Origin of the sequence: Roseobacter fucihabitans (assembly GCF_014337925.2) — a bacterium.
Classification (GTDB): Bacteria; Pseudomonadota; Alphaproteobacteria; order Rhodobacterales; family Rhodobacteraceae; genus Roseobacter; species Roseobacter fucihabitans.
Map to the genome: position 1 here is coordinate 405,343 of NZ_CP143423.1, position 24,082 is coordinate 429,424.

Sequence of the window (24,082 nt, forward strand, 5' to 3'; positions counted from 1 at the left end):
CGCCCGTGATCCGACCCGGCGTCTGACCAGGACGCATTTCAACTCAGAGCTGCCAGCCCCCATAGAGGGGGTGGTTATCGCAAAGCGGTAAATTGACGGTCTGACCGCTGCGCGCAGCGTGATAGATCGCAGTGACCAACGCGATGGATGCCCGCCCCTCTTCAAGGGTGACGGCGGTGCTGGCCCGGCCCGCCAACTGATCCGAAATTGCCGCGAAAAACCCCTCATACCCGATGGGTTCCGACCCCAATTCGGCCAGACAGGCATCAATTTGAGGCTGATGGTCGGGATTTCGAGCGGTGAACGACCAGGGCGCGGCTCCGGGCGCATAGGGGGCTGTTCCTGATGTTGCGGTCAAACGCTCAAACACCAGGCGGATGCGCGTTTCATCCCGCGCGGCCCCCAATGTGATGCTGCTCGTGGCCAGAGCACCGTTGGCCAATCTGAAACTGATCGCCGCGCAGTCTTCGGTCTCGATAGGGTTCACCCGTGTTGTCGTCATCGCGCCGACCGAGGCGACAGGGCCCATGAAATGGGTCATCAGGTCGTGGTTGTGGATGGCATGGCCCAGAACCGCACCGCCCTGTTCTCCCGCCCATGTCCCACGCCAGGGCACCGCATAATAATCAGCGCCGCGCGACCAATGGGTCTCGATTGCGCCAACCTGCGGTTGTCCGGTGAGCCCGGCAGCGATCAGGCCGCACAATTGCGCCAAGGGTGGACCCCAGCGGTATTGAAAGACCGGGAACACCTGCTTTTGGTTCAGCTGTGCCGCCGTGCGGAGCCGGTCGACATCAGCCAGCGATGTGGCCAATGGCTTTTCGCAGATCACATGCTTGCGGGCTTCAAGGGCTCGAAGCGCGACCGGGACATGTAAATGCGGCGGGAGGCAGATATCAATAACATCCACCTCTGGCGCGTCCAATGCCGCTTGCAGGTTGTCCGAAACCTCGAAGGTATCACCCTGCCGCAGGCTTTCTGCGCGGGCCTCGTCCTGATCGACGATCCGTGTGACGTCAAACGTGTCGTGTAATTTGCGATAGGCTGCGAGATGTTCACGCCCAATCCCCGCGCCAAGGATCGCAACGCGGATCACCATTGGGGGCCTTCCGCGACCGTTTGGATCTGTATCGCCAGCGACATCACAGTGAAACATCCTTTTAGGTCATTACCGTTTCGCTTTTGTACTGAATATCACGCAGCACCCATGCGAAATAGGGAAAACCTGACCTGCTTACCTCGTATTTTTTGCCACACCGTCCCGGTTCATCAAAGGGAAATGATCACGGTGCACCGCGTCGCCGCCAGCGATGAATTGCACAATTCGATCTATCCCTGCGCGCTTTATTGTGGCGCGTTTTTGGTCGCCGGGCGGGGCATGCCCTCCCGCGAGCGGTGGGCGCACAGCACGCACGTAACCACGGCCTGCGTCAGTGCTGAGCGGCAATCTGGGATCCTGGTTGGTGTCTTTGCGTGCCGTCGCCACCGTACCAGTGCGGCCAGACTCGCCGTTTGCGCCACGCGCGCAGATCACCGCCTCGGGTGATACAGCGGTTTGAAGCGGATCGGTGCGAAAGACTTCCGCGGGCTCATGCTGGGATGATCGCACCGCGATACTGCACCACGCGGGAGGCGCAGTCATGGCCCGCTTTCAGCGCGACCTGTTGAGATTTTCCCGCAAGAAGTGCACCGAGATAGCCACCGTTGAAACTGTCGCCTGCGGCGGTGGTATCCACGACGTTTGCTGCGGGCGCATAGGTTTGATCGACCGCTTCGCCCAGTGACAAAGGTCCCAGCCCGCCACGCTTCAAAGCACCTTGTGCGGCTCCCGCTGCAAACCGCGCGGCGACCGTTTCCGCGCTTTCCTCAAAGAGGGCCATCTCATCGTCAATGGACGGCAGCGCGATATCGGCGAGAGACCAAAGCGCGCGGGTGATCTGCCGCGCCGTGGTGGCATCCTCCCAAAGTCGGGGCCGGTAATTGCTGTCATAAGCCACGCGCGCGCCGGTTTCCTGCAACCAGCCCATCAGCGCCAGGCGCACCTGTTGTGGCAGGATGGCCATGGTAATCCCCGATAGATACACGACGTCATATGGCGCAAGTATTGAGAAATCATACTCCTCGCCAACCTGAAACATCTGACGCGCGGCAGAGGCATTGCGCCAATAGGTAAAGGCCCGTTCCCCGGCTTCATTTGTGGTTATCGCGTAGAGGCCGGGTGATTTGCCAGTGATCACACGGATATTGTCGCAGCCGATATTTTGGGCGGCAATGAAACCCATGATCTTTGTCGAGAACGGATCGTCGCCCAGGCAGGTGACATAATCCACCGCAATATCCGGGGCCGCGCGTTTGAGGTAAATGGCGGTGTTGAGCGTGTCTCCGGCCACGCCGACCTGCGCCTCAGCTTCGTTCATGGAAAGCTCAATCATGGCTTCACCGATACAGGCAACCCGCATTATTTCTGTTCCCTTTTCCAGATGATCAAGCCTGAAACAACGATGATCATCGCGCCCATGATTGTCCATTGATCCGGCACATGATGAAAGACCAGATAGCTGAGGATCGACAGGTAAATCATGAATGAATAGGTGTAGGGCATCAGCGTGTTCGCCGTGCCGAAGCGATGCGCATTTGTCAGCAATTGATGCCCGGCCCAGCCGAAGATACCCAGGCTGATCAGCACCGACCAATCCAGCAGGTTGTCCGGCCATTGCCATGCCCAGATCGCCATGGGTAACATCACCGCCGTGCCCAGTGCGCCCATGTAAAACTGCATGGTTTCGGTTGCGACCACGCCCGCGAGTTTACGGGTCATGATCGAATAGAGCGCGAGGCTCAGCGCATTGAACAAGGGCAGCAGCATGGCGATATGGAAGGCCTCGCCAAAGGGGCGGATGACCACCAGCACCCCTGCAAATCCCAGCAGTATGGCGAACCAACGCCATGGCCCCACCCGTTCTCCAAGTAAAGGGCCCGATAAGGCACAGACGATCACGGGGCTGGAGAACATGATCGCCGCCGTCACCGTCAGCGGCAGGAAATTCAGCGCATAGAAGTTGGACAAGGTCGCCGTTACCAGAAGCAAAGCGCGGCTGAGCACCTGCCACAGATGCCCGGTCTGAAACCGGTCGCGTGTCATGCCGCCCTTTGCGATCACGGCGATGGAAATCACGAAATGCCCGGCATATCGCATGAAAGCCAGTTGAAAGGCGGAAAAACCCGCGATCACCAGCCATTTGGCCCCGGTGTCGACCAGCGAAAACAAAAACCACGCGCCCAGCATCAATACGATGCCGAAATGGGGTCGATCCTCCAGCAGACCCGCGGTGACGGCCATGTTACGTGCTCATTTTCTGGACATAGAAATCGACCATTTCACTGACCATCTTCTCACCATGACCGGTTTCTGTCGCCTCGCGCAGAGCAGAGAGCGCGCCTTTGGACATGATGCTTTCAACGCCCGCCTCATCGGCCATGCGGGCATAATACCCCACGTCCTTGGCGGCGTTCTTGATGGCAAAGGCCAGTTGATTAGGATCGCCATCCACACCGTAGCCCTTGACGAAATCCATCATCCCCGAATGCAGCGGCCCGGCGGCCATGACGTCATAGACCTGTTTGCGATCAATCCCTGCGACATCGGCCATGGCAAAGGCCTCGGCCATCGCATTGGCGACCGTCATGCCAAAGAAGTTGTTGATCAGCTTGATCGTATGCCCGGACCCGGAGGCCCCGAGGTGAAAGACGTTTTCACCCAGATCCTGGAGCACCGGTTCGACCTTATCAAAGGCCCCCTTGTCCCCGGCGGCCATGATGTTGAGCAAGCCGTCCTTGGCATGGGAGGGCGTGCGCCCGAGCGGCGCATCAAGGTATTGCCCACCGGCGGCGGCAACCTCCTCGCTGAGTGCGCGCGTACTGGCGGGCAGCGAGGTGCCGAAATCAATGACCACGGCACCGGCGCGCAGGCCTTTGATCACCCCGTCATCGCCGCGCATGCGGGCCTCGACGCTGTCGCTGGTGTCCATGCACAGCATAACGATGTCGCTGGCCGCCGCCACCTCGCGCGCGGTTGCAACCTCGCTGGCCCCGCGCGCCACGGCGGCGTCCACATTGGGGCGCGACCGGTTGGCCATGACCGTCACGGCATATCCCTTGTCCTGAAGCCGCCCGACCATGGCCGCGCCCATCAGGCCAAGGCCGATAAATCCGATTGTGGGTTGTGTCATGTTCTGTCCCTCTCGCTTGCGCGGTTATGTGATGGTGTCAAAGGTCTGTTTTTCAAACCTTGCGATTTCAGCGTGGATAGGGGCCGACCAATCGTCCGGGATATGGTTTTGCGGCACCAGATACCCTTGCTCCCGATCGCGCGCGATTTGCTCAGCTGTTAGCGACTCCGCCATGTGCACCCTCCTCTTGAGTGGGCGAAAGCTGGGCCTCGATGTCCAGCGTTATGGCCAAGGTGCGCGTCGCATCGGCCACGTCGATCAAGGGGGTCGCGCCGTCGATGACATCAAGGAAATGGTTAAGCTGCGCGGCCAGTGGGGGGGTGGTGTTGACCTCGACCGCCAGAGGGACCCGCGTTGCGGCCTGACCCCAATCGGTCCCGGACCAAAGCGTCAGGGACGGGAAGCTCACCGCGCCCGCCGTGCCCATGATCCACATCATATCCTGCCCCGTTGCGCCGATATTGGGGTTCTCGCCGGTGCCCGCTTCAAAACCCCAGGGGCTGGGCGTGGTATCGGCAAAGCTGATCGTGCCTGTCGCGCCATTGGCAAAAGCCAGGGCCACCGCGCCGCTTTCGATGCGCGCACTCCCGCGCAGACCGGCCCCGCGCAACCCGGTGACGGCCAGGATGTCGCCGAGGACAAAGCGCAGGGTATCAATGTCATGCACCAGATTGATCATTACCGGGCTGCCGCCTGCCGTGCGCCAGTTCCCGTCAAAATACCCCTCCGGTTTGCGCATCGCCCAGATCAGATTGGCGCAGACCGGGGTACCGATACGCCCCTCATCAATCAGGGCCTTCAACTGCTGGACCGGCGCGTGATAGCGGCGGTGATGTCCGACCAGCGATCCAACGCCCGCTTGCACCACCGCGTGGGCCAGGGCCTGCGCCCCCGCCATGTCCGAGGCCACAGGTTTTTCGATCAGCATGGGCCACCCGCGGCTGGCGGCATAGATGCCGTGGCGCGCATGTAGCCCGGTCGGCGTGGCGATGATCACCCCATCCACCGGTTCCGTGACCTCTGCCATATCCACAAACCGCTTGAGGTGTGGCGCAATCGACGTATCCGGATCCACCAGCCCGACCAAGGTGCACCCCGGATGGGCCTCAACCGCCTCAACGTGGCGGATTCCGATCAACCCGCCGCCAAGCACAAGGATGCGTTTCACATGACCGCCCCAATTTGCCAGGGGACGAATTCATAATCGCCAAGGCCTTGCGCTTCGGATTTTGTCATCTCGCCGCTGGCCACGCGCAGGAAGGTTTCGTAAATTTCGCGCCCCTTTTCTTCAACGCTCACCCCTTCGCTCAGGATGGTGCCGGCGTCGATGTCCATATCCTCTATCATGCGCTTGGCCATCTGTGAATTCGTGGCGACTTTGATCGTTGGGCTGGGTTTGGAGCCGAAAGCGGAGCCGCGCCCGGTGGTAAAGCACACCAGATTGCACCCGCCCGCGATTTGTCCCGTGACGCTGGCCGGATCATAGCCGGGAGAATCCATGAAGGTGAAACCGCGCGCCCGAACCGGTTCGGCGTATTTATAGACGCCCATCAGGGGGCTGGTGCCGCCCTTGGCCGCGGCACCTAGCGATTTTTCCAGGATCGTGGTCAAACCGCCCGCCTTGTTGCCCGGAGAGGGGTTATTGTCCATCGAGCCCTTGTTGCGCAGCGTGTAGTCTTCCCACCATTTGATCAGATCAACCAGACGCGCGCCGGTGGCGTGGTCCACGGCGCGCCGGGTCAATAAATGTTCCGCACCATAAATCTCGGGCGTTTCGGCCAACACGCCGGTTCCGCCCTGTGAGGCCAGCAGATCACAGGCATAACCCAAGGCCGGATTGGCGGTGATCCCAGACCATGCGTCCGAACCGCCGCATTGCAGGCCCACCATCAATTCCGACGCCGGGCAGGGGGTGCGCGTCGCCTCATTGGCAATCGGCAGCATGGCTTGGATCTTCTGGATCCCCAGTTCCACGGTTTTGCGCAGACCCGCGACTGATTGAATGTTCATGACCTGAAACGTGGGGCCTTGTTTTAAGCCATAGGCCTCAACGAGCCAGTCGATCTGGTTCATTTCACAGCCCAATCCGACCATCAAAACACCGGCATGGTTGGGATGGCGCGCATAGCCCCACATCACCCGCTGGAGCGCCTCAAACCCATCACCGCTATCGGCCATGCCGCATCCCGTGCCATGCACAAAGGCCGCAACACCGTCCACATTGGGAAAGGGTGCAAGAACATCCGGCGTAAAATGGTTGGCGATCATCCGCGCGGCGGTGGCCGAACAATTCACCGATGTTACGATGGCGATGTAATTACGCGTGCCGACCTGACCGTTTGCACGGCGATATCCCATGAATCTGTCGCGATCTGCCTCAGCCGCCGGTGTGATGGGGCGCAGGTCAGTGGAGAAATCATAGGCCGCTTCGGTATTGCGAAATTCCACATTCTGGGAATGGACATGATCCCCCGCGGTGATGTTTTCCGCCGCATAGCCGATGATCTGAGCGTATTTGCGAATGGGTTGGCCTTGGGCGATATCGGCGGTGGCGATCTTGTGACCCGATGGGATCAGCGCGCGTGTCGCGGTGGTTTCAACGGCAACGCCGACCTCAAGGGCGCGGGTTGCTGTCACGACATTGTCGATGGGGTCGAGGCGAACGGTGTCCATAATCTCTCCTCAGGCGCAGAAAAGCGCATTATTTTGCCCGCGATCAATATGAATACGGGGCCGTTGTGCAAGCTCTTTGCGCGCCTCCTGCCAGATTTGCCTGCCCGTGAGCGTATGGTGGAGATTTGTCACGCTGTGGGTGAGGAAGTCGCGCAGAGGCATCTGCCCAATCGCATTACCGGTCGTATTGTCGCGCGACCTCAGAGGTATAATATCTTGCCGTGCAAGAGAACCTCTGATCGCGAATGCATTAGCCTGCACGGCGCTGAGCATGGGGCCTCCCCTGTCCTAGGGCAGAAGGATTGAAACGATGGGTGGATAGATCAGCAGTACCGAGAGCGCACAGAGCTGGATGCCGATGAAGGGCAGGAAGCCCTTGAAGATATCGGTCAGGCTGATGTGGGGCGGGGCCACGGATTTCAGATAGAAGGCGGCGGGGCCAAAGGGCGGCGACAGGAAGCTGACCTGCATGTTCATACAGAACACGACGCCGAACCAGATCGCCACATGGCGCGGGTTCAATTCGCCGAACATGCCGATTTCCTCGATCGGCAGGCGTTGCACGATGGGCAGGAAGACCGGGATGATCAACAAAACGATGCCGACCCAATCCATGAAGGCGCCCATGAACAGCAGGATCAGCATCATCGCCAGGATGATCCCCATCGTTGGCAGGTCCGAGCCGACGATGAAATCGGCCACATAGACCGGACCGCCCGCAATCGTATAGGCCCCGGCAAGGGCGGCCGCACCGATGGTGACCCAGATGATGGTGCCGGTGGATTTCAGCGTGCGCATCAGGCTTTCCCAAACCAGATCAAAGGAGGCCTCACCGCGTAGAATGGCGATGACGAGCACGGCGAGCGCGCCCATGCCTGCGGCCTCGGTGATGCCGGTGATACCGCCGTAGATGGACCCCATGACAACGCCGATGACGACGATGGGCGGCACGAGGCCTTTGCCCATGGCCCAGCCTGTTGCGGTGCGTTCGCGTCCCAGAACGGCGAACATCATCACGAAGGATATCGCGACAGCTCCGCCAAACCACGGCAGCCAATCCGCCGTCCCATAGGCAATGTCGGCACCCGTATTGGAAGCATTTTGCCCGGAGACTTCAAAGAAAAGCGCGCGCAAGAACAGCGCGGTGCCGAAGCCTGCCACCAGAACGGACAGGAAGGCCAAAAAGAGTTTCAGTTTCTCCATGCCATAGGGTTCGCCCTCAACGGGTTCGGGCAGGGGCGCGTCTTGTGGGCGCAGTTGCGTGCGGATGATGATGTAGATGATGATGAAGGAGGCCAGCATGAAACCGGGCAGGAACGAGGCGGTGAACAGCGCCTTGATCGAGGTTTCCGTGATCAGCCCATAGATGATCAATACAATCGAGGGCGGGATCATGGTGCCGAGCGATCCGGAGGCGCAGATCGTCCCGATGGCGAGGTTCTGGCTGTAGCCCAGTCGCAGCATTTGCGGCAGGGCGATCAGGCCCAGCAAGACGACTTCGCCCCCGATGATACCGGACATGGCGGCCATGATGACGGCCATGATGGATGTTACAATCGCGATTCCGCCACGCGTGCGGTTCAGCCAGATGTTGAGCGAGGAATACATATCCTTGGCAATGCCGGAGCGTTCCAGCAGTGCCGCCATGAAGATAAACAGCGGGATCGATATGAGGACATAATCCGTCAGGAGCCCGTATATCTTTTGGGCAAGGATATTGAGCGGCCCGGCCCCCGGTCGGCCCGTCAGAATACCATCACCAAAGCTGAACGGGTTCATCAGCAGCATGGGTTCGAATTTCATCACCAGCACCAGCACCGCAAGAATGGCAGAGGCAAAGCCCAATGGCATGCCGATGGCCAGCAGCAGGACAAGGCCCAGCATCAGGACCAGAGAGATCGTTCCGATATCCATTAGCTTTTCCTTGGCGTGTTGGATTGCGTTGCGCCGCGCGGGGCATCCAGATCATCCGCACCGACCGCAGCCTTGAGGCGTTCGATTTCATCCGCGTCAATGTCATCGGCGGCGGAATGGATCACCGGTTCCGCATTCCAGTCAGAGACCAGATTGACGACGGCCTGAAAGGCGACCAGCACCATGATCAGCAAGACCATGGGTTTCAAAGTAGCGGGAATGGGCGGATCAAAGGCGGTGCCAAAGGTCTCCCAGCGGTAAAATTTATCAAAAGCCTCGCCGTAGCCGCCATAGATAAGGAAGAAGGCAAAGGTCACGATCAGCCCCGTGGAGATGCAATCGCAGGTGCGTTGGAGGCTGCGCGGCAGCATGTCATAGAGCAGGAAAATGCGGATGTGGCTGCGTTGTTGCATCGCATAGAGGCCCGCGCAGAGGAACACGAAACCCGCCAGCCAGAGCGAGAGTTCATTGGCCCAGAGCGTGGGCGCCTCAAAAACATAGCGCAGGACGACCTCGTAGATCATGACGGAGCAGAGCAATACGATCAGCATCATGGTCAGACGACCAATGAAGACCGCCAGACGGTCCAGCGGTTTCCAGCTTTCAAATTCCATCGGTGCGCGGCGCACGGTGCGCACACCCAGATAACCGAAAATGGGGAGCAACAGTAAAGCAACCCAATCGACCATATCGGCATAGCCACCGAACAGACCAGCCATTGTCGGGGTCACGTCGATCCGGCCAAAAAGCGCGCTGAGTTTATCGTATTGGGATGGATCTTGCGGCGGGAACCAGGAGAGGGTGAAGGCCGGCAGATGCCAGGTGAGCCAGGCCGCGCAGGCGATGAAGGCGAGCGGGACAACCCATTCGACAAGGCTTCCGGATTTTTCCTGCATGATGTCCCCCAAAAGCGGTCGTTTGGTGTTGATTGTCCCGGCCCAAGACAAAAAGACCCCGCCGAATGATGTCCGGCGGGGTCTGTGGTCAGCTCAGCTTATTGCTTGAGCCCAAGCTGATCGAGATAGGCCAAATGGCTGTCAACCAGCGCTTTGGCTTCTGGCGTATCGGCGAACTCAGGCCATGTGGCCTGGGCTGCGGCACGAAATTTAGCCAGCTCTTCTGGGGCCCACTGGGACAATGTCACACCTTGTGCGCGCAACTGTGCCGCGGCTTCGGCGTTCTTCTTCTCAAACGTCAGAGCGGTGCGCAGTGCGAGGGCTTCCATCGCCACCTTCATGATCTTCTGGTGGTGCGCAGGCATCGCGTCAAACACGGCCTTGTTGCACGCCAGATGGTCCGACGGCATGGAATGGAAACCGGGGAAGTTGGCATGTTTAACGATATCATAGAGACCCAGACCGACGTTATTGGCCAGACCGGACGCATCGGCGCCATCAATGATACCTGTTTCCAGAGCGGTGAAGATCTCGGTGAAATCCATCACGATGGGCGAGGCACCAAGCTTTTCAAAGATCTTGGTTTGCATGCCGGGGGGGGAGCGGAATTTCCAGTCCTTGAAGTCTTCAACCTTGGCGATGGGTTTGCTCGAGGCAAAGCTTTCCTGCCCGTAAACCCACCAGCCGATCAGCTCCATGCCGTATTTATTATAGAGCGGTGCCGCCGCTTCGCGACCCCCACCGAAATAGAGCCAGCTCAGCTGTTGATAAGGCGTGTCATAGCCGCCCATGATGTCGCCCACGAATTGGAACGCGGAGTTTTTGCCGGTCTGATAGCCGCCCCCCGTCATGTCGCAATCCAGAATGCCCGTTGAGGCGGCGTCGAAGGTTTCGACCGACTTCACGACGGATGACGAATAGAACATCTCGACAACGATCTCGCCGTTGGACATGTCCTGAATGTCTTGCATGTATTGACCGGCCAATTGGCCCGACACTGTTTCGGGCGCGTAATGCGTCTGAATGCGAAGCGTTGTGGTTTCCGCCGACGCGGTAAACGCCGTCGAGGCTGCAAGGGCAGCTATTGCGGCAGCCGATGCCGCCTTTTTGATGATTTTCATATGTCCTCCCAGACGTTGAGCGCATGGATGGTACGGGTTTCTCATGGACCCGGTCGTGAATACGCTAACGAAACGTTAGGCTGAGCAAGGTGGATCAGGCAAGAAAATATTTTATTTTTCCAGAATTTCGATATTATTGTTGATTTTCGAAATTTTGCGGATCACGCTTGGGATGTGGTGGGAGAGCTTGAATGGCCGCGCAGGACGCTGACATCTTTGACGATATGAGACACCGTTTGATCACGGGCGAATTTGGCTACGGTACCAAACTGCGCGCAGAAAAGCTACGTGAAGATTACAATTGTTCGGCCAGCACAGTGCGAGAAGTGCTTTTTCGACTGTCCACAGTTGGCCTTGTGGAATTTCAAGAACAACGCGGATTCAAGTCGCCTTATCAATCTGCTAAGCGACAACATGAGTTGACGCACATGCGTATTCTGCTGGAAAGTGAGGGGGCCTGCCATTCCATCCGTCTGGGTGGCGTTGATTGGGAATCCCGTCTTAGCGCGGCGCATCACAAGCTGTCGCACATCGAAACACGCGTGCGCGCATCCGGTAATATGATTCCCCTGCTTGGGCTATGGAGCAGGGCAGAGCAGGAGTTTCATGAAACGCTGATCGACGCTTGCGGCTCGGATCTGCTTAAAAGCACGCATAAGGTGATTTATGAGCAATTTCGCCAGCAACTTGTTTCAGCCGAGACGAATTACGGATATTTTCCCGAAAATATCCGCGAGCATCAGGCGATTCTGGATGCCGCACTGGAACGCAACGAAGACCTCATGCGCGTCACTGTGAACGATCATCTGGCGCGCAACCTGATACGTCCTTTACCGCAAAAGCATCACGCCGATACGTTTGATAGATCCTCCGCGATATAGGTTTGGATGATGTCGTCAAATGAGGATTCCGCGCTGAACCCCAATGAAACAGCGCGCGCGGGATCAAAATCTCGCGGCCATCCCTGTACGATCCTGATGATATCGGGATCGTGCTTCACCTTGATCCGGTCCACGACGCCCTGACCCGCAATGCGGCGCAGCGCCTCGATTTGTTCTTCGACGGTGCAACTCAATCCCGGCAGGTTTAACGCGCGCCGCCCCTCAAGGCGTGCCGTATCCAACCCTGCGGCATGCACCAGAAACCCCGCAGCTGATCGCGGCGAGGCATGCCAATGACGCACTGAGCTTTCCACCGGCAGGATGGCCTCCTTGCCATTCAGAGGCTCGCGAATGATCCCGGAGAAAAACGACGACGCCGCCAGATTCGCTTTGCCCGGCCGCACGCAGATTGTTGGCAGACGCAGCGACAGCCCGTCAACGAACCCTTTGCGGCTGAAATCGGATAACATCAGCTCGCTGATTGCTTTTTGCGCGCCGTAACTGGTTTGCGGGGCCGACAGAAATTCATCGTCGATCTTGTCCGGGAACGGGCCTCCGAAAACGGCGATGGAAGAGGTGAAAACCACCTTGGGCACATAGCTCCCGCCTGATGTGTCGTGAGCATTTCGGAATGCTTCGAGCAGGTGCCACATGGACATCATGTTGATGTCCCAGCCTTTGGTGAAATCGGTTTCGGCCTCGCCCGACACAATTGCGGCCAGATGAAATATAAAATCTGGACGCTCAGATACCAAATCCCGAGCAACGCCCGGTCTGGACAGGTTTCCGGTTTTATGCGTCGCTCCGACAACACCATTTGGTGGGAAGGCAACGTCAAAGAGGGTGATGTCGGGTTCCGAATGCCCCGGCAGGCCTTCGTTCAGAAGGCGCGCGGCCAGTTTCTGACCCACCATACCGCCGCCGCCAATGATCAGGACCCGGCTCATGTGTTCAACCCATTGCGGGCCTTGAGTTCAAGGTAGAGACCGGAGTGGTCCTTCTCTGCGCCGTCCATCGCGTCGATGAAATGTTGAAACCGGTCGCGTACACTCTCTGTGGCGGGCAATTCAAGACCAAGACTGGCGGCCTCATCCAGCGTGTTATTCAGATCCTTGACCTGGAATTTCGTAAGCCCGCCGGGTTCGAAATTGCCTTCCGACATGCGTTCCCCATGCTGTTGCAGGATCACACTATCGGCAAAACCGCCCTTCAGCGCCGCGCGGACCGCTGCAGGGTTTGCACCGCCCTGCTCGACAAGCAACATGGCCTCGGCGACGGCTGAAATTGTCACGGCCACGATCGTTTGATTGGCCAGTTTGGAGAGCTGCCCCGCACCGGATGGTCCGACATGCACCGGGCGTCCCATCGCCTCGAAAACCGCGCGGGCTGCCTCAAAACGATCCGCCTTTCCGCCCACCATGATGGCGAGCGTTCCGGCCTCTGCCCCTTTCGTGCCGCCCGATACGGGCGCGTCCAGATGGCCAAACCCCAGCCCGGTGAGGGTTTCGGCCTGCTGGCGTGCGTGTTCGGGTTTGGCGCTGGACATGTCGATCCAGATCGCGCCGGGGGATAGCGCCGCTTGGACATCCGGGTTGTCGATCAGAGCGCCGGATGCAAAACCATCCGAGAGCATGGTGATCACGAATTCCGCCCCGGTGACGGCGTCCACTTCACTGCTGGCGATGCGCGCACCGTCATGCGCCAGGGGTTCGGCTCTCGCAATCGTTCGGTTCCAGACGGTAAGCTGATGGCCCGCCTTGAGCAGATTGCGTGTCATGGGAACCCCCATCAGCCCGGTTCCGATCAGCGTGACTTTGCGCGAAATTGTCATTGTCTGTGGTGTCCCATAAATTCTGATTTCAAAGCGGTAGCCAAAGCTTGGCTGCTGACATACGCTAACGAAAAAGAGCCGCTGGACCAGCCCGTCCAGTGATTTTTAGTGAAGTCAGCAATATTGATGACCTTCCAGAGCGGGTCCTGCATCGGATCATGCAGCAAGGTGGGCGCAGATAGGGGGAAAGATAATTATGACAGGACAGAGACTTAAGGGAAAGCGCGCGTTGGTGACGGCCGCCGGTCAGGGGATCGGTCGGGCTTCTGCGCTGGCAATGGCTGCGGAGGGGGCGCAGGTCTTTGCGACGGACATCAACATGGATGCGCTTTCCACGATTCGGGATACGAATCACGAAAATATCGAAATTTTCGAATTAAATGCCTTGGATGATACAAGCGTCAAAGAGGGCGTGGCGCGCGCGCAGCCGGATGTTTTGTTCAACTGCGCGGGCTTCGTGCATCATGGCTCTGTGCTCGATGCGACGGACGATGAATGGGAATTTGCCATGAACCTGAATGTGCGCTCGATGTTGCGCACGATCCGCGCGACGCTGCCGGGGATGCTGGAGCGCGGGCAGGGGTCGATCATCAATATGTCCTCGGCCTGTTCATCCGTGATCGGGGCCCCCAATCGGTTTATCTATGGCACGACGAAAGCCGCCGTGATCGGTTTGACCAAATCCGTGGCCGTTGATTACGTCGCCAAGGGCATCCGCTGCAATGCGATCTGTCCGGGCACAGTCGAAAGCCCGAGCTGGCATGATCGTGTCGACGCTTTGGGCGCGCAATTGGGCAGCAAAGAGCAGGCCATGACGCAATTCGTATCGCGCCAACCCATGGGGCGCGTCGCCACGGCGGAGGAAATCGCCGCGCTGGTGGTGTATCTGGCCAGTGACGAGAGCGGTTTCACAACCGGGCATCCACATATCATTGACGGAGGGTGGTCAGGCCAATGAGCAAGAAAATCGACATAAAAGACCTACGGTCGCGCAAGTGGTTCATGAACCCGGACAACCCGGAAATGACCGCGCTTTATCTGGAGCGGTACCTAAATTACGGGCTGACGCGCGCCGAATTGCAATCCGGCAAACCGATCATCGGGATTGCGCAGACGGGTAGCGATCTTTCTCCCTGCAACCGTCACCATCTGGAACTGACCAAACGTGTGCGCGACGGGATCATTGCGGCGGGCGGGACCTGTATCGAAGTGCCGGTGCACCCCATTCAGGAAACCGGCAAGCGCCCGACGGCGATGTTAGATCGTAACCTCGCCTATCTGTCCTTGGTTGAGACGCTCTTTGGCTACCCGCTGGACGGCGTGGTGCTGAACATCGGCTGCGACAAGACCACGCCTGCACTGTTGATGGCGGCGGCGACGGTGAATATTCCGGCGGTGGCTTTGTCTGTCGGGCCGATGCTGAATGGTTGGTTTAGGGGCGAGCGTACGGGCTCCGGCACCATCGTGTGGAAAGCCCGCGAAATGCTGGCGGCGGGTGAGATTGATGACGATGGGTTCATGGAACTTGTCGCCTCTTCCGCGCCTTCGGTTGGGTATTGCAACACGATGGGGACGGCGACGACGATGAACTCGCTGGCCGAAGCCCTGGGCATGCAATTGCCCGGATCGGCGGCTATTCCGGCCCCATATCGCGAGCGGGGGCAGATCAGCTATGAAACCGGGCGGCGGATTGTCGAGATGGTCTGGGAAGACCTGCGCCCCTCGCAGATCATGACACGCGAAGCCTTTGAAAATGCCATCGTGATCAATTCCGCGATCGGCGGGTCGACCAACGCGCCGATCCACCTCAATGGGATTGCGCGGCATCTGAATGTGCCTTTGGACAATAATGACTGGCAAAAAATCGGTCATGATGTGCCGCTATTGGTGAACCTTCAGCCCGCTGGCGAATACCTTGGCGAGGATTATCAGCATGCAGGTGGCGTCCCCGCCGTGGTCGGTGAACTGATGGAAGCCGGTCTGTTGCCGCATCCGGGTGCAATGACCGCGAATGGCAAGACAATGGGCGAGAATTGCGCGGCGCGGCGCAGCGAGGACACCAAGGTGATCAAACCCGTTTCCGATCCGCTGAAAGCGCAGGCGGGGTTTATCAACCTGACAGGCAATTTGTTTGACAGCGCAATCATGAAAACCAGCGTGATCAGCCCGAATTTCCGCGCCAAATACCTCTCCAACCCTGATGATATGAACGCCTTTGAAGGGCGCGCGGTGGTGTTTGACGGGCCGGAGGATTTTCATCACCGCATTGATGATCCCGCCGAGAATATTGACGAAAAAAGCGTGCTTTTCATGCGCGGTGCCGGGCCCAAGGGGTATCCGGGCGGGGCGGAGGTCGTGAACATGCGCCCGCCTTCCTATCTGATCAAAAAGGGTGTCGAGGCTCTGCCCTGCATCGGGGACGGGCGGCAGTCGGGCACTTCGGGCAGCCCGTCAATCTTGAACGCCTCGCCTGAGGCGGCGGATGGGGGTGGCCTTGCGTTGCTCCAGACCGGTGATACGGTGCGCATTGATTTGACCAAATGTACGGCTGACATGTTGGTGCCGCTGGATGAATTGGCCGAACGGGCGCGGGTCCTGCTGGCGGCCGGGGGCTATGAGGTCCCTGAAAACCAATCGCCCTGGCAACAGTATTTCCGCGAGAAAGTAGGTCGGTTTGATCAGGGCATGATCCTTGAGGATGCCGATAAATATCAAGATATTGCGCGCAAGTTCATGCCGCGCGACAACCACTAAGAGGGATACAGATGAAACTTGTACGTTATGGCGCGATCGGCGCGGAAAAACCTGGAATGCTGGATGCGGAAGGCACGCTGCGCGATCTGTCGGCCCATGTAAGCGATATTGCGGGGGATGCGCTGTCCGATGTGGGTCTGGCAAAGCTGCGCGCGATTGATCCTGCCACGCTGCCCGCGGTGGCGGGCTCTCCGCGCATCGGGGCTTGTGTTGGTAACATCGGCAAATTCATGTGTATCGGCCTGAACTATTCCGATCACGCGGCGGAAACAGGCGCGGAAATCCCCAAGCATCCGATCCTGTTCTTCAAGGCAAATTCCGCCGTGGTCGGACCCAATGACGATGTCTCGATGCCGCGCGGTTCAACCAATACCGATTGGGAAGTGGAGCTGGGCGTCGTGATCGGCACCAAGGCGAAATACGTCAGCAAAGAGAACGCGCTGGATCATGTTGCTGGCTATTGCGTGATCAATGACGTCTCCGAGCGGCATTTCCAGACGCAATTGACCGGGCAATGGACCAAGGGGAAATCCTGCGACACCTTCGGCCCGACCGGGCCGTGGCTGGTGACGCGCGATGAAGTGGCTGACCCGCAAAACCTCGCGATGAGCCTCGATGTGAACGGCAAGCGGATGCAGACCGGCAATACGTCGACGATGATTTTCACCGTGGCCGAAATCATCGAACATCTGTCGGGGTTGATGACGCTGCATCCGGGTGACGTCATTACGACCGGCACCCCCCCCGGTGTGGGCATGGGTATGAAGCCAAAGCCGGTCTACCTGAAAAAAGGGGACGTGATGGAATTGACGATTGAAGGTCTCGGCCAGCAGCGCCAGACCGTTACGGAGGACGCATAAATGGCGGAACTGTTTCTGATTGGCAGCGCAACGGACATCATGCTGGAACGGTTGGGGGAGAAATTCACCATTCACCGGGCTAAGGATATGGATGACCCACAAACCTGGCTGGATGAGCATGGCGCAAAGATCACCTATGTTGGCACCAATGGTCATGACGGGGTGAAGCCCGCTTTCATGGCGGCGATGCCGAACCTCAAGGCGATCAGCTGTTACGGGGTCGGCTATGATGCCATCGACACGGATGCCGCGCGCGCCAAGGGCGTTGTGGTCACCCATACGCCCAATGTGTTGAACGCTGAAGTGGCGACCACGGCCGTTTTGCTGATGCTGTCATGCTACCGCGAGGTGCTGCGCGATGATGCCTACGTGCGCGCGGGCCGTTGGGAGGCCGAGGGTAATGCGCCGTTGACGCGTTCTGCGGATGGGCAGACGGTCGGTATTCTGGGTCTGGGCCGGATTGGTCAGGCGATAGCGGATAAACTGGCCCCTTTTGGCACCAGCATTGTCTATCACTCGCGCAGCAAGAAGGACGTCGATTACAAATATTACGACAACCTGACGGCGATGGCCCGCGATGTGGATACGTTGATCTGTATCACGCCGGGCGGGGCGTCGACCAACAAGATCGTGAACCGCGAGGTCATGGATGCATTGGGGCCGCAAGGCACGCTGATCAACGTCAGCCGTGGGTCGGTCGTGGACGAGGCCGCGATGATTTCGGCTTTGCAGGACGGTCGTTTGGGTTGGGCCGGGCTCGATGTCTTTGAGGCGGAACCGAAAGTTCCCGAGGCTCTGCGCGCGCTCAGCAACGTGGTGCTCTTGCCCCACGTCGGCAGCGCGACACATGAAACCCGTGCCGCTATGGGGGCGCTGACGGTGGATAACCTGTTGCAACATCTGGAGAACGGCACGGTGATCAGCCCGGTGCCCGAATGCGCGGACATGTAACGCCATAACCAGGATCGCCGCCGTCAAAGCGCGCCTGTTCAACATCCCGCTCGATGAGGTGCTGCTGGATGCCAAGCACGGCAGTCACAGCCATTTCCACTTGATCACGGTGACGATCACGCTGGAAGATGGGCGCGAGGCAACCGGCTACACCTACAACGGTGGGCGCGGCGGGCATGCGACGGCGGCGATGATTGATCATGACCTTGCCCCCTTTCTGGTGGGGCAGGAGTGCGAGGACATCGAGGCGCTCTATGACGCGATGCAATGGCACATGCATTACGTCGGACGTGGCGGGATTGTGAGTTTTGCGATTTCAGCCGTGGATATCGCGCTATGGGATTTGCGATGCAAGGCCGCGGGTCAGCCGTTGTGGCAAATGGTTGGAGGGGTCGGTAAAACCTGCAAGGCTTACGGCGGCGGAATTGATCTGGGCTACCCGTTGCCTAAATTGTTGTCCCATGTGCAGGCCTATCTGGATGCCGGGCTCAACGGCGTCAAGATCAAGATCGGCCAACCAACGCAAGCCGAGGATGTGGCGCGGATTCGCGCGGTACGCCGACAGATTGGGCCGGATGTGGCCTTCATGATTGACGCGAATTACGCAATGACCGTGCCGCAGGCGATCTCGCTTGCCAATGCCGTCAAGGATCAGAATATTCTATGGTTCGAGGAACCGATTATCCCGGATGATTATCCCGGATATGCCCAGATCACGCACGCCTCGGGGATGGCCGTGGCCCAGGGCGAAAACCTGCATACGATCCATGAGTTTGAAATGGCGCTGGCGCAAGGCGACTTGGGATACATCCAACCGGATGCATCCAATTGCGGTGGCATTACGGGATGGTTGCAGGTTGCGGAAGTATCAAGGAAAGCAGGCGTTCCGCTGTGCAGCCATGGCATGCAGGAGTTACACGTCAGCCTGATGGCCTCGCAGCCCCACGCGGGTTGGATGGAAATCCATAGTTTCCCAATTGATCATTACACAACGCGCCCATTGGTCGTGACGGATCACCGGGCGGTTGCGCCCGATGATCCCGGTATCGGTGTCACGTTTGAATGGGGGCAACTGAAACCGTTCGATATTACGGTATGATTGCCTATCGCGTTTGCGGAAAGACCTTAGTCGATTAACCCTGCCCGAAATCAAATATCCCGACGGGTTAAATGATAGATCGTATTTCAGATATTCCGGGAAACGCTTTAAATACGCAGGAAACGTTGCGCGATTTTTGGCAGTAACGAATCAAACTGCAAAGGCGCATCCGTGACCGCGAGGCAGATGCAATCCTCGTGGATGTCCGCGACGGGCGTGTGATGCATATTACTATCCGCCGTCTCCACGTCGCCGCGCGCGAAATAGCCGTCCTCATCCTGGAAAGCACCCTGCAACACCATGGTCATTTCGGTTCCGCGGTGGCCGTGGTCAGGCATCGCCATGCCCGCCGGGATCAACAGCAACCTTGCGGAGGCGTCTTTTGACGTCGGCAGGATCGCCTGTTTCACACCCATGCCAACGGGTTTCCAGCGGATCGCGTTAAGATCACCGCCGACATAATCGCGCAGGGGTTTTGGCAAAACCGGACATGCGACGCTTGTCGTCTCGGGCGTTTCTACAGGACCGCCAGAGATCAATGCCAGGGTAGCCTCCAGACTGTTACGGCGCAGCGCTGTGCCTGCGTGCGCGTCGATATGCTCCAGCATCTCGCCGCCAAGGGCATCAAAGCTCTCGGCCTGCGCGCGACAGGTGTCACATAGCGACAAATGTGTCGCAACCATCAAACTGAACGCTTCGGGCAGCGTCCCGGCGGAATAGGCCATGAGGATGGTGTCATCAAGGTGGTGCTTAATTGACTCGGTCATATTACCATTCACTTCATTGCGTGACGCAGGCGTTCCAGCGCCAGACGAATTCTAGACTTGATCGTGCCGAGCGGCAGACCGGTTTGAGCGGCGATTTCGCTATGGGTCAAATCCCCAAAATACGCCTTTTCGATCAACTCCCTCTGGGCTTGCGGCAATTCAGCAAGGGCCGTGCCCAATAGTTCCGTTTCTTGTTGTAGAGTCAGGATATCCGCCTGATCGGGTTCTTCCTCGGGGCCCCATGTGAGGTCTTCGGGCTCCGGCCTTCGTTGTTTGCGCAACAGGTCGATCTTGCGATTTCGCGCAATCGTAAAAATCCACGTTGCAACGGAGGCCCGCGTCGGATCGAACTGGTGAGCCTTGTGCCACAGCGTCGCCATAACGTCTTGCGCGCATTCTTCCGCCAGCGACGCATCCGCACCGGATTTGATCAAAAACCCTTTTACGCGGGGCGCAAAATGGGCAAACAAATCGGCAAAAGCGGCGGTATCCTTTTGATCCCTGATCCGCACAACATGCTCCACCCATAAAAGTCGTTTGGGTTCAATCTTTACGTTCACGTCTCTTCGCCTGGTCCTTTCAGCCCGCGGTTCTTTCACCGCAGGATGTACGATTAAGCTGACTGCCGCCGCCTTTACAGCATCATGATTTGTCATTGATAACATGAAAACGATACGGCGCAGTTGCATCACCGGATCAAAAATAATTTGTTCTGACGCAGATGCATCCACTTTGCAGGGCGCATCGTATAAAAGACAATGAGACCAGCAAGACCGGAACCGTTTTTATGCCCTTCGAAGCCCTGGCATCAGGCCTCTATTCTCCCGATCCAACCTCCAGACAACCGCAGAAAATCGCCATCATAGGGGGGGGCATATCCGGTATGGGCGCCGCTTTTATGCTGGGTCGAAACCATAATGTGTCTCTCTTTGAAGCCGAGACCCGTTTGGGCGGGCATGCCCGGACCGTTATGGCGGGCAAGAACGGCGATCAGCCCGTGGATACAGGGTTTATCGTATTCAACCACGAGAATTACCCCTTTATGTCGGCATTATTCGAGCAACTCGAGGTGCCCGTGGTGGCCTCGAACATGAGCTTTGGAGCCTCTATTGATGGTGGACGGCTCGAATATGCGCTGACCTCTCTGGATGCATTGTTCGCGCAACGGCGCAACGCGGTGACGCCGGCTTTCCTAGGCATGGTGCGCGATATCTTGCGCTTCAACAAACACGCTCTGAGGATCGCGCAAGACCGTAGCCTGTCGCTTGGCGAATTTCTGCAACAGCTTGGCACGGGTGACTGGTTTCGGGATTATTACATGCTGCCGCTCTCCGGTGCGATCTGGTCGACGCCGACCCAGAAAATCATGGATTTCCCCGCCCACGCCATGGTGGCGTTTTTTAAGAACCACGCGCTCCTGGGCGTGAATGGTCAGCACCAGTGGTACACGGTTGAGGGCGGTTCGACGCAATATGTGCGCAGGCTGGAGGCGGCGTTGCGCGCGATGGGTGCCGATCTGCGGCTGGGCACAGATGTGCAATCGGTCACGCGCCAGCCAGGCGGCGTCATGATACGTGCGCAGGGCGGGGAGCCGGAGTTCTTCGATCATGTGATTTTTGCGACCCATTCGGATGATTCCCTGCGCCTTCTGGGGGACCCCTCACAGCAGGAGACCCGCGCGCTTGGCGCGATTGCCTATCAGCCCAACGATATCGTGCTGCATTGTGATACGCGGATCATGCCGAAACGTCGCAAGACCTGGGCCAGTTGGGTCTATACCGAGGATCAAGCGGCGAAATCCGATCGCATTGATTTGACGTACTGGATGAATTCGCTGCAACCCATTCCCCAGGACGATCTGCATTTCGTGACGCTCAACACGAAACGCACGATCCGCGAAGAGTGCATTTATGATGCGGTGACCCTGCGACATCCGGTCTATGATTTGCCGGCACTGGCGGCACAAAAAGAGATCACAGAGTTCAATGGCACGCAAAATACCTGGTTCTGCGGGGCCTGGATGAAAAATGGATTTCATGAAGACGGTTTGAGCAGTGCGGTTGATGTGGTGCGTGCTTTGGACCGGATGTCGCAAGATCGTGTTGCCGCCGAATGAGCACAGCCGTCGATCATATCGCAGGCCAGACCTACCATGGTCGCAAGGGATCGGTGGAAAACGCGTTTCGCTATTCGGTGGATTACGTTTTGCTGGATGCGGAGGCCGAGGTGCAGACGCCCCGGCTATTCACGCGCAATGGCCGCGGTTTGACCTCTTTGCACGATAGCGATCACGGCGGCGCGCCCAAACAGGGGCGCGGGGCCGTTTGGGTGCGTGACGTGCTGGAGCAACATCAGATTACAGGTGTGGAAAAGATCGAATTGCTCGCCCAGCCGCGCATGTTGGGCCATGTGTTCAATCCGGTCAGTTTCTGGCTGTGCCGCCGTGCGGACGGTGCCTTGATCACGGTCATCGCGGAGGTGAGCAATACGTTCGGGGATCGCCATTCCTATCTGTGTCACCATCCCGACCTTGCCCCGATCACACCGAGCGACACGCTGAGCGCGCAAAAGATATTCCACGTCTCCCCGTTTCAGCCCGTCGGCGGGGGGTATAGTTTCCGTTTCGACATCACCGATGAGCGTATCGGCATCTGGATCGATTACACGCGGGGGGACGGCGGGTTGATCGCCACATTGACCGGTAAACGGCGTGGCTTGAGCAACCGGTCGATCCTGGGATTTGCATTCAAACGGCCGTTTGGGGCGCGCCGGGTCGTGGCTTTGATCCATTGGCAGGCTTTCAAGCTATGGCTCAAGGGCGCAAGCTACCGCGCCCGCCCGACGCCCCCGAGCAAAGAGGTTTCGCGATGAGCACAGCGCGCGCGCGGATGCCAGCCTATTCTTTGTTTGCCGCCTTGCTCGCCGCGGCGGGCCTGCCGATCTATATCCACGCGCCGAAGTTTTATGTGGATGAATATGGCGTGTCGCTGGCATCCTTGGGGGCGATGCTTTTTGCTCTGCGTTTGCTGGATGTGGTACAGGATCCGTTACTGGCCCGGCTGTCCGAACGATTGCGCGATCACCGTGCGGTGGCCGTCGCCATCGGGTGCGGCGTGATCGCATTGGCGATGGTGGGGCTCTTTGCCATACCGCCGCTGTTGCCCCCGCTCATCTGGTTCGCGCTGACCCTGACGCTGGTTTTTTCGGCCTTCAGTTTCCTGACCATCAACTTTTATGCGCAGGGCGTCATGAAAGGCACGCAATTGTCGGGCCAGGGGCATCTGCGGCTGGCGCGTTGGCGTGAAAGCGGTGCCCTCTTGGGGGTCTGTGCGGCATCGGTGGCCCCGGTGGCACTTGCGCCGGTGATGGTGTCGCCCTTTGCCGGGTTCGCCCTGGGGTTTGCGATCTTGGCGGTGGGGGCGGTGCATGCCATGCGCGGTGAATGGGGCACCAAGGGCCTCGCCCCGCCGACTGGTTTTGGTGTCGTGTTCCGCGACCCGCTTGCACGCCGCTTGCTTTTGATCGCCCTGATCAACGCAGCCCCGGTGGCCGTAAGTTCCACGCTTTTTCTGTTCTTCGTTGAAAGCCGTCTGCAAGCGCCGGGATATGAAGGCCCGCTGTTGCTCTTGTTCTTCCTGTCAGCAGCTATTGCCGCCCCGTTTTGGAGCAAGATGGCGGAGCGTTTCGGGGCCAAGGACGTGCTGATTCTTGCCATGGTACTGGCCATTTGCGCTTTTGGATTTACTTTAACGCTGGGATCCGGAGATTGGGCGCTGTTCGCCTTGGTATGTCTGGCGTCCGGCGCGACACTCGGGGCTGATCTGACCTTGCTGCCTGCCCTCTTTGCCAACCGTATGGCGCAGATTTCGCCCTCCGCGGCAGAGGGGTTTGGGCTCTGGTCTTTCGTGTCCAAACTGACGCTGGCTTTTGCTGCGGTTGCCATCCTGCCGGTATTGGAGCGGGCGGGCTTCGTGAGTGGGGCAGCCGTGGACAACCCGCCCGAGGCGCTGGCGCTTTTGGCGTTTTTATATGCGGCCGTCCCTTGTGTGTTGAAAATCGTTGCAATCGCCTTGTTGGCGATGACCAATCTGAGAGAGGTCTGAGGA

The 24,082-nt window shown here is 58.6% G+C and carries 23 protein-coding genes and 1 pseudogene; 9 read left to right on the forward strand and 15 right to left on the reverse strand.

Annotated features, from left to right (window positions below):
• Positions 1 to 43: 43 nt before the first annotated feature.
• The 11 genes and pseudogenes from ROLI_RS01975 to ROLI_RS02025 form a co-directional block, all read right to left on the reverse strand.
• Positions 44 to 1,099: a Gfo/Idh/MocA family protein gene (locus ROLI_RS01975; RefSeq protein WP_222869341.1), complete on the reverse strand. Its 1,056-nt coding sequence runs from the start codon at positions 1,097 to 1,099 to the stop codon at positions 44 to 46.
• Between the two features lie 490 nt (positions 1,100 to 1,589).
• Positions 1,590 to 2,459: a sugar kinase gene (locus ROLI_RS01980; protein WP_222869342.1), complete on the reverse strand. Its 870-nt coding sequence runs from the start codon at positions 2,457 to 2,459 to the stop codon at positions 1,590 to 1,592.
• Entirely contained in the window at positions 2,459 to 3,340 is an 882-nt protein-coding gene (locus ROLI_RS01985; protein WP_187428253.1) for a DMT family transporter, read from the reverse strand. The genes ROLI_RS01980 and ROLI_RS01985 overlap by 1 nt, the downstream gene beginning before the upstream one ends.
• A 1-nt stretch (position 3,341) precedes the next feature.
• A pseudogene (locus ROLI_RS01990) lies at positions 3,342 to 4,235 on the reverse strand (NAD(P)-dependent oxidoreductase); the annotation flags it as partial.
• Positions 4,236 to 4,253: 18 nt separating this feature from the next.
• Complete coding sequence (locus ROLI_RS01995; protein WP_187428255.1) at positions 4,254 to 4,403, reverse strand: hypothetical protein; 150 nt, start codon at positions 4,401 to 4,403, stop codon at positions 4,254 to 4,256.
• Complete coding sequence (locus ROLI_RS02000; protein ID WP_187428256.1) at positions 4,381 to 5,397, reverse strand: Gfo/Idh/MocA family protein; 1,017 nt, start codon at positions 5,395 to 5,397, stop codon at positions 4,381 to 4,383. Before ROLI_RS02000 ends, ROLI_RS01995 begins: the two co-directional genes overlap by 23 nt.
• A complete protein-coding gene (locus tag ROLI_RS02005) occupies positions 5,394 to 6,902 on the reverse strand; it encodes a UxaA family hydrolase (protein ID WP_187428257.1) in 1,509 nt (502 codons plus the stop codon). Before ROLI_RS02005 ends, ROLI_RS02000 begins: the two co-directional genes overlap by 4 nt.
• Positions 6,903 to 6,911: 9 nt before the next feature.
• Positions 6,912 to 7,175 carry a hypothetical protein gene (locus ROLI_RS02010; RefSeq protein WP_187428258.1) on the reverse strand — a complete coding sequence of 88 codons (264 nt, stop codon included), beginning with the start codon at positions 7,173 to 7,175 and terminating at the stop codon, positions 6,912 to 6,914.
• 15 nt (positions 7,176 to 7,190) lie between these two features.
• Positions 7,191 to 8,816: a TRAP transporter large permease subunit gene (locus ROLI_RS02015; RefSeq protein ID WP_187428259.1), complete on the reverse strand. Its 1,626-nt coding sequence runs from the start codon at positions 8,814 to 8,816 to the stop codon at positions 7,191 to 7,193.
• Positions 8,816 to 9,712 (reverse strand): TRAP transporter small permease subunit, encoded by an 897-nt coding sequence (locus tag ROLI_RS02020; RefSeq protein WP_187428260.1) that lies wholly within the window; start codon positions 9,710 to 9,712, stop codon positions 8,816 to 8,818. Before ROLI_RS02020 ends, ROLI_RS02015 begins: the two co-directional genes overlap by 1 nt.
• A gap of 98 nt (positions 9,713 to 9,810) precedes the next feature.
• Entirely contained in the window at positions 9,811 to 10,833 is a 1,023-nt protein-coding gene (locus tag ROLI_RS02025) for a TRAP transporter substrate-binding protein (protein ID WP_187428261.1), read from the reverse strand.
• 191 nt (positions 10,834 to 11,024) lie between these two features.
• On the opposite strand from ROLI_RS02025, the gene ROLI_RS02030 reads away from it, so the two are divergent.
• A complete protein-coding gene (locus ROLI_RS02030) occupies positions 11,025 to 11,714 on the forward strand; it encodes a GntR family transcriptional regulator (RefSeq protein ID WP_187428262.1) in 690 nt (229 codons plus the stop codon).
• Here ROLI_RS02030 and denD read toward each other — a convergent pair.
• Both denD and ROLI_RS02040 read right to left on the reverse strand, forming a co-directional pair.
• A complete protein-coding gene (denD, locus tag ROLI_RS02035; protein ID WP_187428263.1) occupies positions 11,678 to 12,661 on the reverse strand; it encodes a D-erythronate dehydrogenase in 984 nt (327 codons plus the stop codon). The genes ROLI_RS02030 and denD overlap by 37 nt on opposite strands.
• Positions 12,658 to 13,545: an NAD(P)-dependent oxidoreductase gene (locus tag ROLI_RS02040; RefSeq protein WP_187428264.1), complete on the reverse strand. Its 888-nt coding sequence runs from the start codon at positions 13,543 to 13,545 to the stop codon at positions 12,658 to 12,660. The genes denD and ROLI_RS02040 overlap by 4 nt, the downstream gene beginning before the upstream one ends.
• 196 nt (positions 13,546 to 13,741) lie before the next feature.
• Here ROLI_RS02040 and ROLI_RS02045 point away from each other — a divergent pair, with 196 nt between their 5' ends.
• From ROLI_RS02045 to ROLI_RS02065, 5 genes are read left to right on the forward strand one after another with little or no spacing between them, the layout of a single operon-like run.
• Complete coding sequence (locus ROLI_RS02045; RefSeq protein WP_187428265.1) at positions 13,742 to 14,503, forward strand: SDR family oxidoreductase; 762 nt, start codon at positions 13,742 to 13,744, stop codon at positions 14,501 to 14,503.
• Complete coding sequence (locus ROLI_RS02050) at positions 14,500 to 16,299, forward strand: IlvD/Edd family dehydratase (RefSeq protein ID WP_187428266.1); 1,800 nt, start codon at positions 14,500 to 14,502, stop codon at positions 16,297 to 16,299. Before ROLI_RS02045 ends, ROLI_RS02050 begins: the two co-directional genes overlap by 4 nt.
• A gap of 11 nt (positions 16,300 to 16,310) precedes the next feature.
• The gene (locus tag ROLI_RS02055; RefSeq protein WP_187428267.1) at positions 16,311 to 17,159 is read left to right on the forward strand and encodes a fumarylacetoacetate hydrolase family protein; all 849 of its coding nucleotides are present in this window, start codon (positions 16,311 to 16,313) and stop codon (positions 17,157 to 17,159) included.
• Positions 17,160 to 18,110, forward strand: coding sequence for a 2-hydroxyacid dehydrogenase (locus ROLI_RS02060; protein WP_187428268.1), 951 nt, complete (start codon positions 17,160 to 17,162; stop codon positions 18,108 to 18,110). It abuts the gene before it with no gap.
• 58 nt (positions 18,111 to 18,168) lie between these two features.
• A complete protein-coding gene (locus ROLI_RS02065) occupies positions 18,169 to 19,209 on the forward strand; it encodes a mandelate racemase/muconate lactonizing enzyme family protein (RefSeq protein ID WP_316247389.1) in 1,041 nt (346 codons plus the stop codon).
• A 107-nt stretch (positions 19,210 to 19,316) separates the two neighbouring features.
• Here the strand turns inward: ROLI_RS02065 and ROLI_RS02070 are convergent, their stop codons facing one another.
• Together ROLI_RS02070 and ROLI_RS02075 are read right to left on the reverse strand one after the other, a co-directional pair.
• Complete coding sequence (locus ROLI_RS02070; RefSeq protein WP_187428269.1) at positions 19,317 to 19,976, reverse strand: ChrR family anti-sigma-E factor; 660 nt, start codon at positions 19,974 to 19,976, stop codon at positions 19,317 to 19,319.
• Positions 19,977 to 19,984: 8 nt separating this feature from the next.
• Positions 19,985 to 20,536, reverse strand: a complete 552-nt coding sequence (locus tag ROLI_RS02075) for a sigma-70 family RNA polymerase sigma factor (RefSeq protein WP_316247390.1) — start codon at positions 20,534 to 20,536, stop codon at positions 19,985 to 19,987.
• 227 nt (positions 20,537 to 20,763) lie between these two features.
• Between ROLI_RS02075 and ROLI_RS02080 the strand changes: the two genes are divergently transcribed.
• The 3 genes from ROLI_RS02080 to ROLI_RS02090 are packed head-to-tail and all read left to right on the forward strand — an operon-like array spanning position 20,764 to position 24,079.
• Positions 20,764 to 22,092, forward strand: coding sequence for an NAD(P)/FAD-dependent oxidoreductase (locus ROLI_RS02080; RefSeq protein ID WP_187428271.1), 1,329 nt, complete (start codon positions 20,764 to 20,766; stop codon positions 22,090 to 22,092).
• The gene (locus tag ROLI_RS02085) at positions 22,089 to 22,847 is read left to right on the forward strand and encodes a DUF1365 domain-containing protein (RefSeq protein ID WP_187428272.1); all 759 of its coding nucleotides are present in this window, start codon (positions 22,089 to 22,091) and stop codon (positions 22,845 to 22,847) included. Before ROLI_RS02080 ends, ROLI_RS02085 begins: the two co-directional genes overlap by 4 nt.
• Complete coding sequence (locus ROLI_RS02090; protein ID WP_187428273.1) at positions 22,844 to 24,079, forward strand: MFS transporter; 1,236 nt, start codon at positions 22,844 to 22,846, stop codon at positions 24,077 to 24,079. Before ROLI_RS02085 ends, ROLI_RS02090 begins: the two co-directional genes overlap by 4 nt.
• Positions 24,080 to 24,082: the final 3 nt, after the last annotated feature.

What these genes read in the sequence shown, in the direction of transcription:
- ROLI_RS01980 (WP_222869342.1), bottom strand. Translation starts at nt 2,459, where the DNA reads ATGCGGGTTGCCTGTATCGGTGAAGCCATGATTGAGCTTTCCATGAAC.
- ROLI_RS02040 (WP_187428264.1), bottom strand. Translation starts at nt 13,545, where the DNA reads ATGACAATTTCGCGCAAAGTCACGCTGATCGGAACCGGGCTGATGGGG.
- ROLI_RS01975 (WP_222869341.1), bottom strand. Translation starts at nt 1,099, where the DNA reads ATGGTGATCCGCGTTGCGATCCTTGGCGCGGGGATTGGGCGTGAACAT.
- ROLI_RS02010 (WP_187428258.1), bottom strand. Translation starts at nt 7,175, where the DNA reads ATGCTCAGCGCCGTGCAGGCTAATGCATTCGCGATCAGAGGTTCTCTT.
- ROLI_RS02055 (WP_187428267.1), top strand. Translation starts at nt 16,311, where the DNA reads ATGAAACTTGTACGTTATGGCGCGATCGGCGCGGAAAAACCTGGAATG.
- ROLI_RS02015 (WP_187428259.1), bottom strand. Translation starts at nt 8,816, where the DNA reads ATGGATATCGGAACGATCTCTCTGGTCCTGATGCTGGGCCTTGTCCTG.
- ROLI_RS01985 (WP_187428253.1), bottom strand. Translation starts at nt 3,340, where the DNA reads ATGGCCGTCACCGCGGGTCTGCTGGAGGATCGACCCCATTTCGGCATC.
- ROLI_RS02085 (WP_187428272.1), top strand. Translation starts at nt 22,089, where the DNA reads ATGAGCACAGCCGTCGATCATATCGCAGGCCAGACCTACCATGGTCGC.
- ROLI_RS02045 (WP_187428265.1), top strand. Translation starts at nt 13,742, where the DNA reads ATGACAGGACAGAGACTTAAGGGAAAGCGCGCGTTGGTGACGGCCGCC.
- ROLI_RS02025 (WP_187428261.1), bottom strand. Translation starts at nt 10,833, where the DNA reads ATGAAAATCATCAAAAAGGCGGCATCGGCTGCCGCAATAGCTGCCCTT.
- ROLI_RS02020 (WP_187428260.1), bottom strand. Translation starts at nt 9,712, where the DNA reads ATGCAGGAAAAATCCGGAAGCCTTGTCGAATGGGTTGTCCCGCTCGCC.
- ROLI_RS02005 (WP_187428257.1), bottom strand. Translation starts at nt 6,902, where the DNA reads ATGGACACCGTTCGCCTCGACCCCATCGACAATGTCGTGACAGCAACC.
- ROLI_RS01995 (WP_187428255.1), bottom strand. Translation starts at nt 4,403, where the DNA reads ATGGCGGAGTCGCTAACAGCTGAGCAAATCGCGCGCGATCGGGAGCAA.
- ROLI_RS02090 (WP_187428273.1), top strand. Translation starts at nt 22,844, where the DNA reads ATGAGCACAGCGCGCGCGCGGATGCCAGCCTATTCTTTGTTTGCCGCC.
- ROLI_RS02050 (WP_187428266.1), top strand. Translation starts at nt 14,500, where the DNA reads ATGAGCAAGAAAATCGACATAAAAGACCTACGGTCGCGCAAGTGGTTC.
- denD (WP_187428263.1), bottom strand. Translation starts at nt 12,661, where the DNA reads ATGAGCCGGGTCCTGATCATTGGCGGCGGCGGTATGGTGGGTCAGAAA.
- ROLI_RS02030 (WP_187428262.1), top strand. Translation starts at nt 11,025, where the DNA reads ATGGCCGCGCAGGACGCTGACATCTTTGACGATATGAGACACCGTTTG.
- ROLI_RS02080 (WP_187428271.1), top strand. Translation starts at nt 20,764, where the DNA reads ATGCCCTTCGAAGCCCTGGCATCAGGCCTCTATTCTCCCGATCCAACC.
- ROLI_RS02060 (WP_187428268.1), top strand. Translation starts at nt 17,160, where the DNA reads ATGGCGGAACTGTTTCTGATTGGCAGCGCAACGGACATCATGCTGGAA.
- ROLI_RS02070 (WP_187428269.1), bottom strand. Translation starts at nt 19,976, where the DNA reads ATGACCGAGTCAATTAAGCACCACCTTGATGACACCATCCTCATGGCC.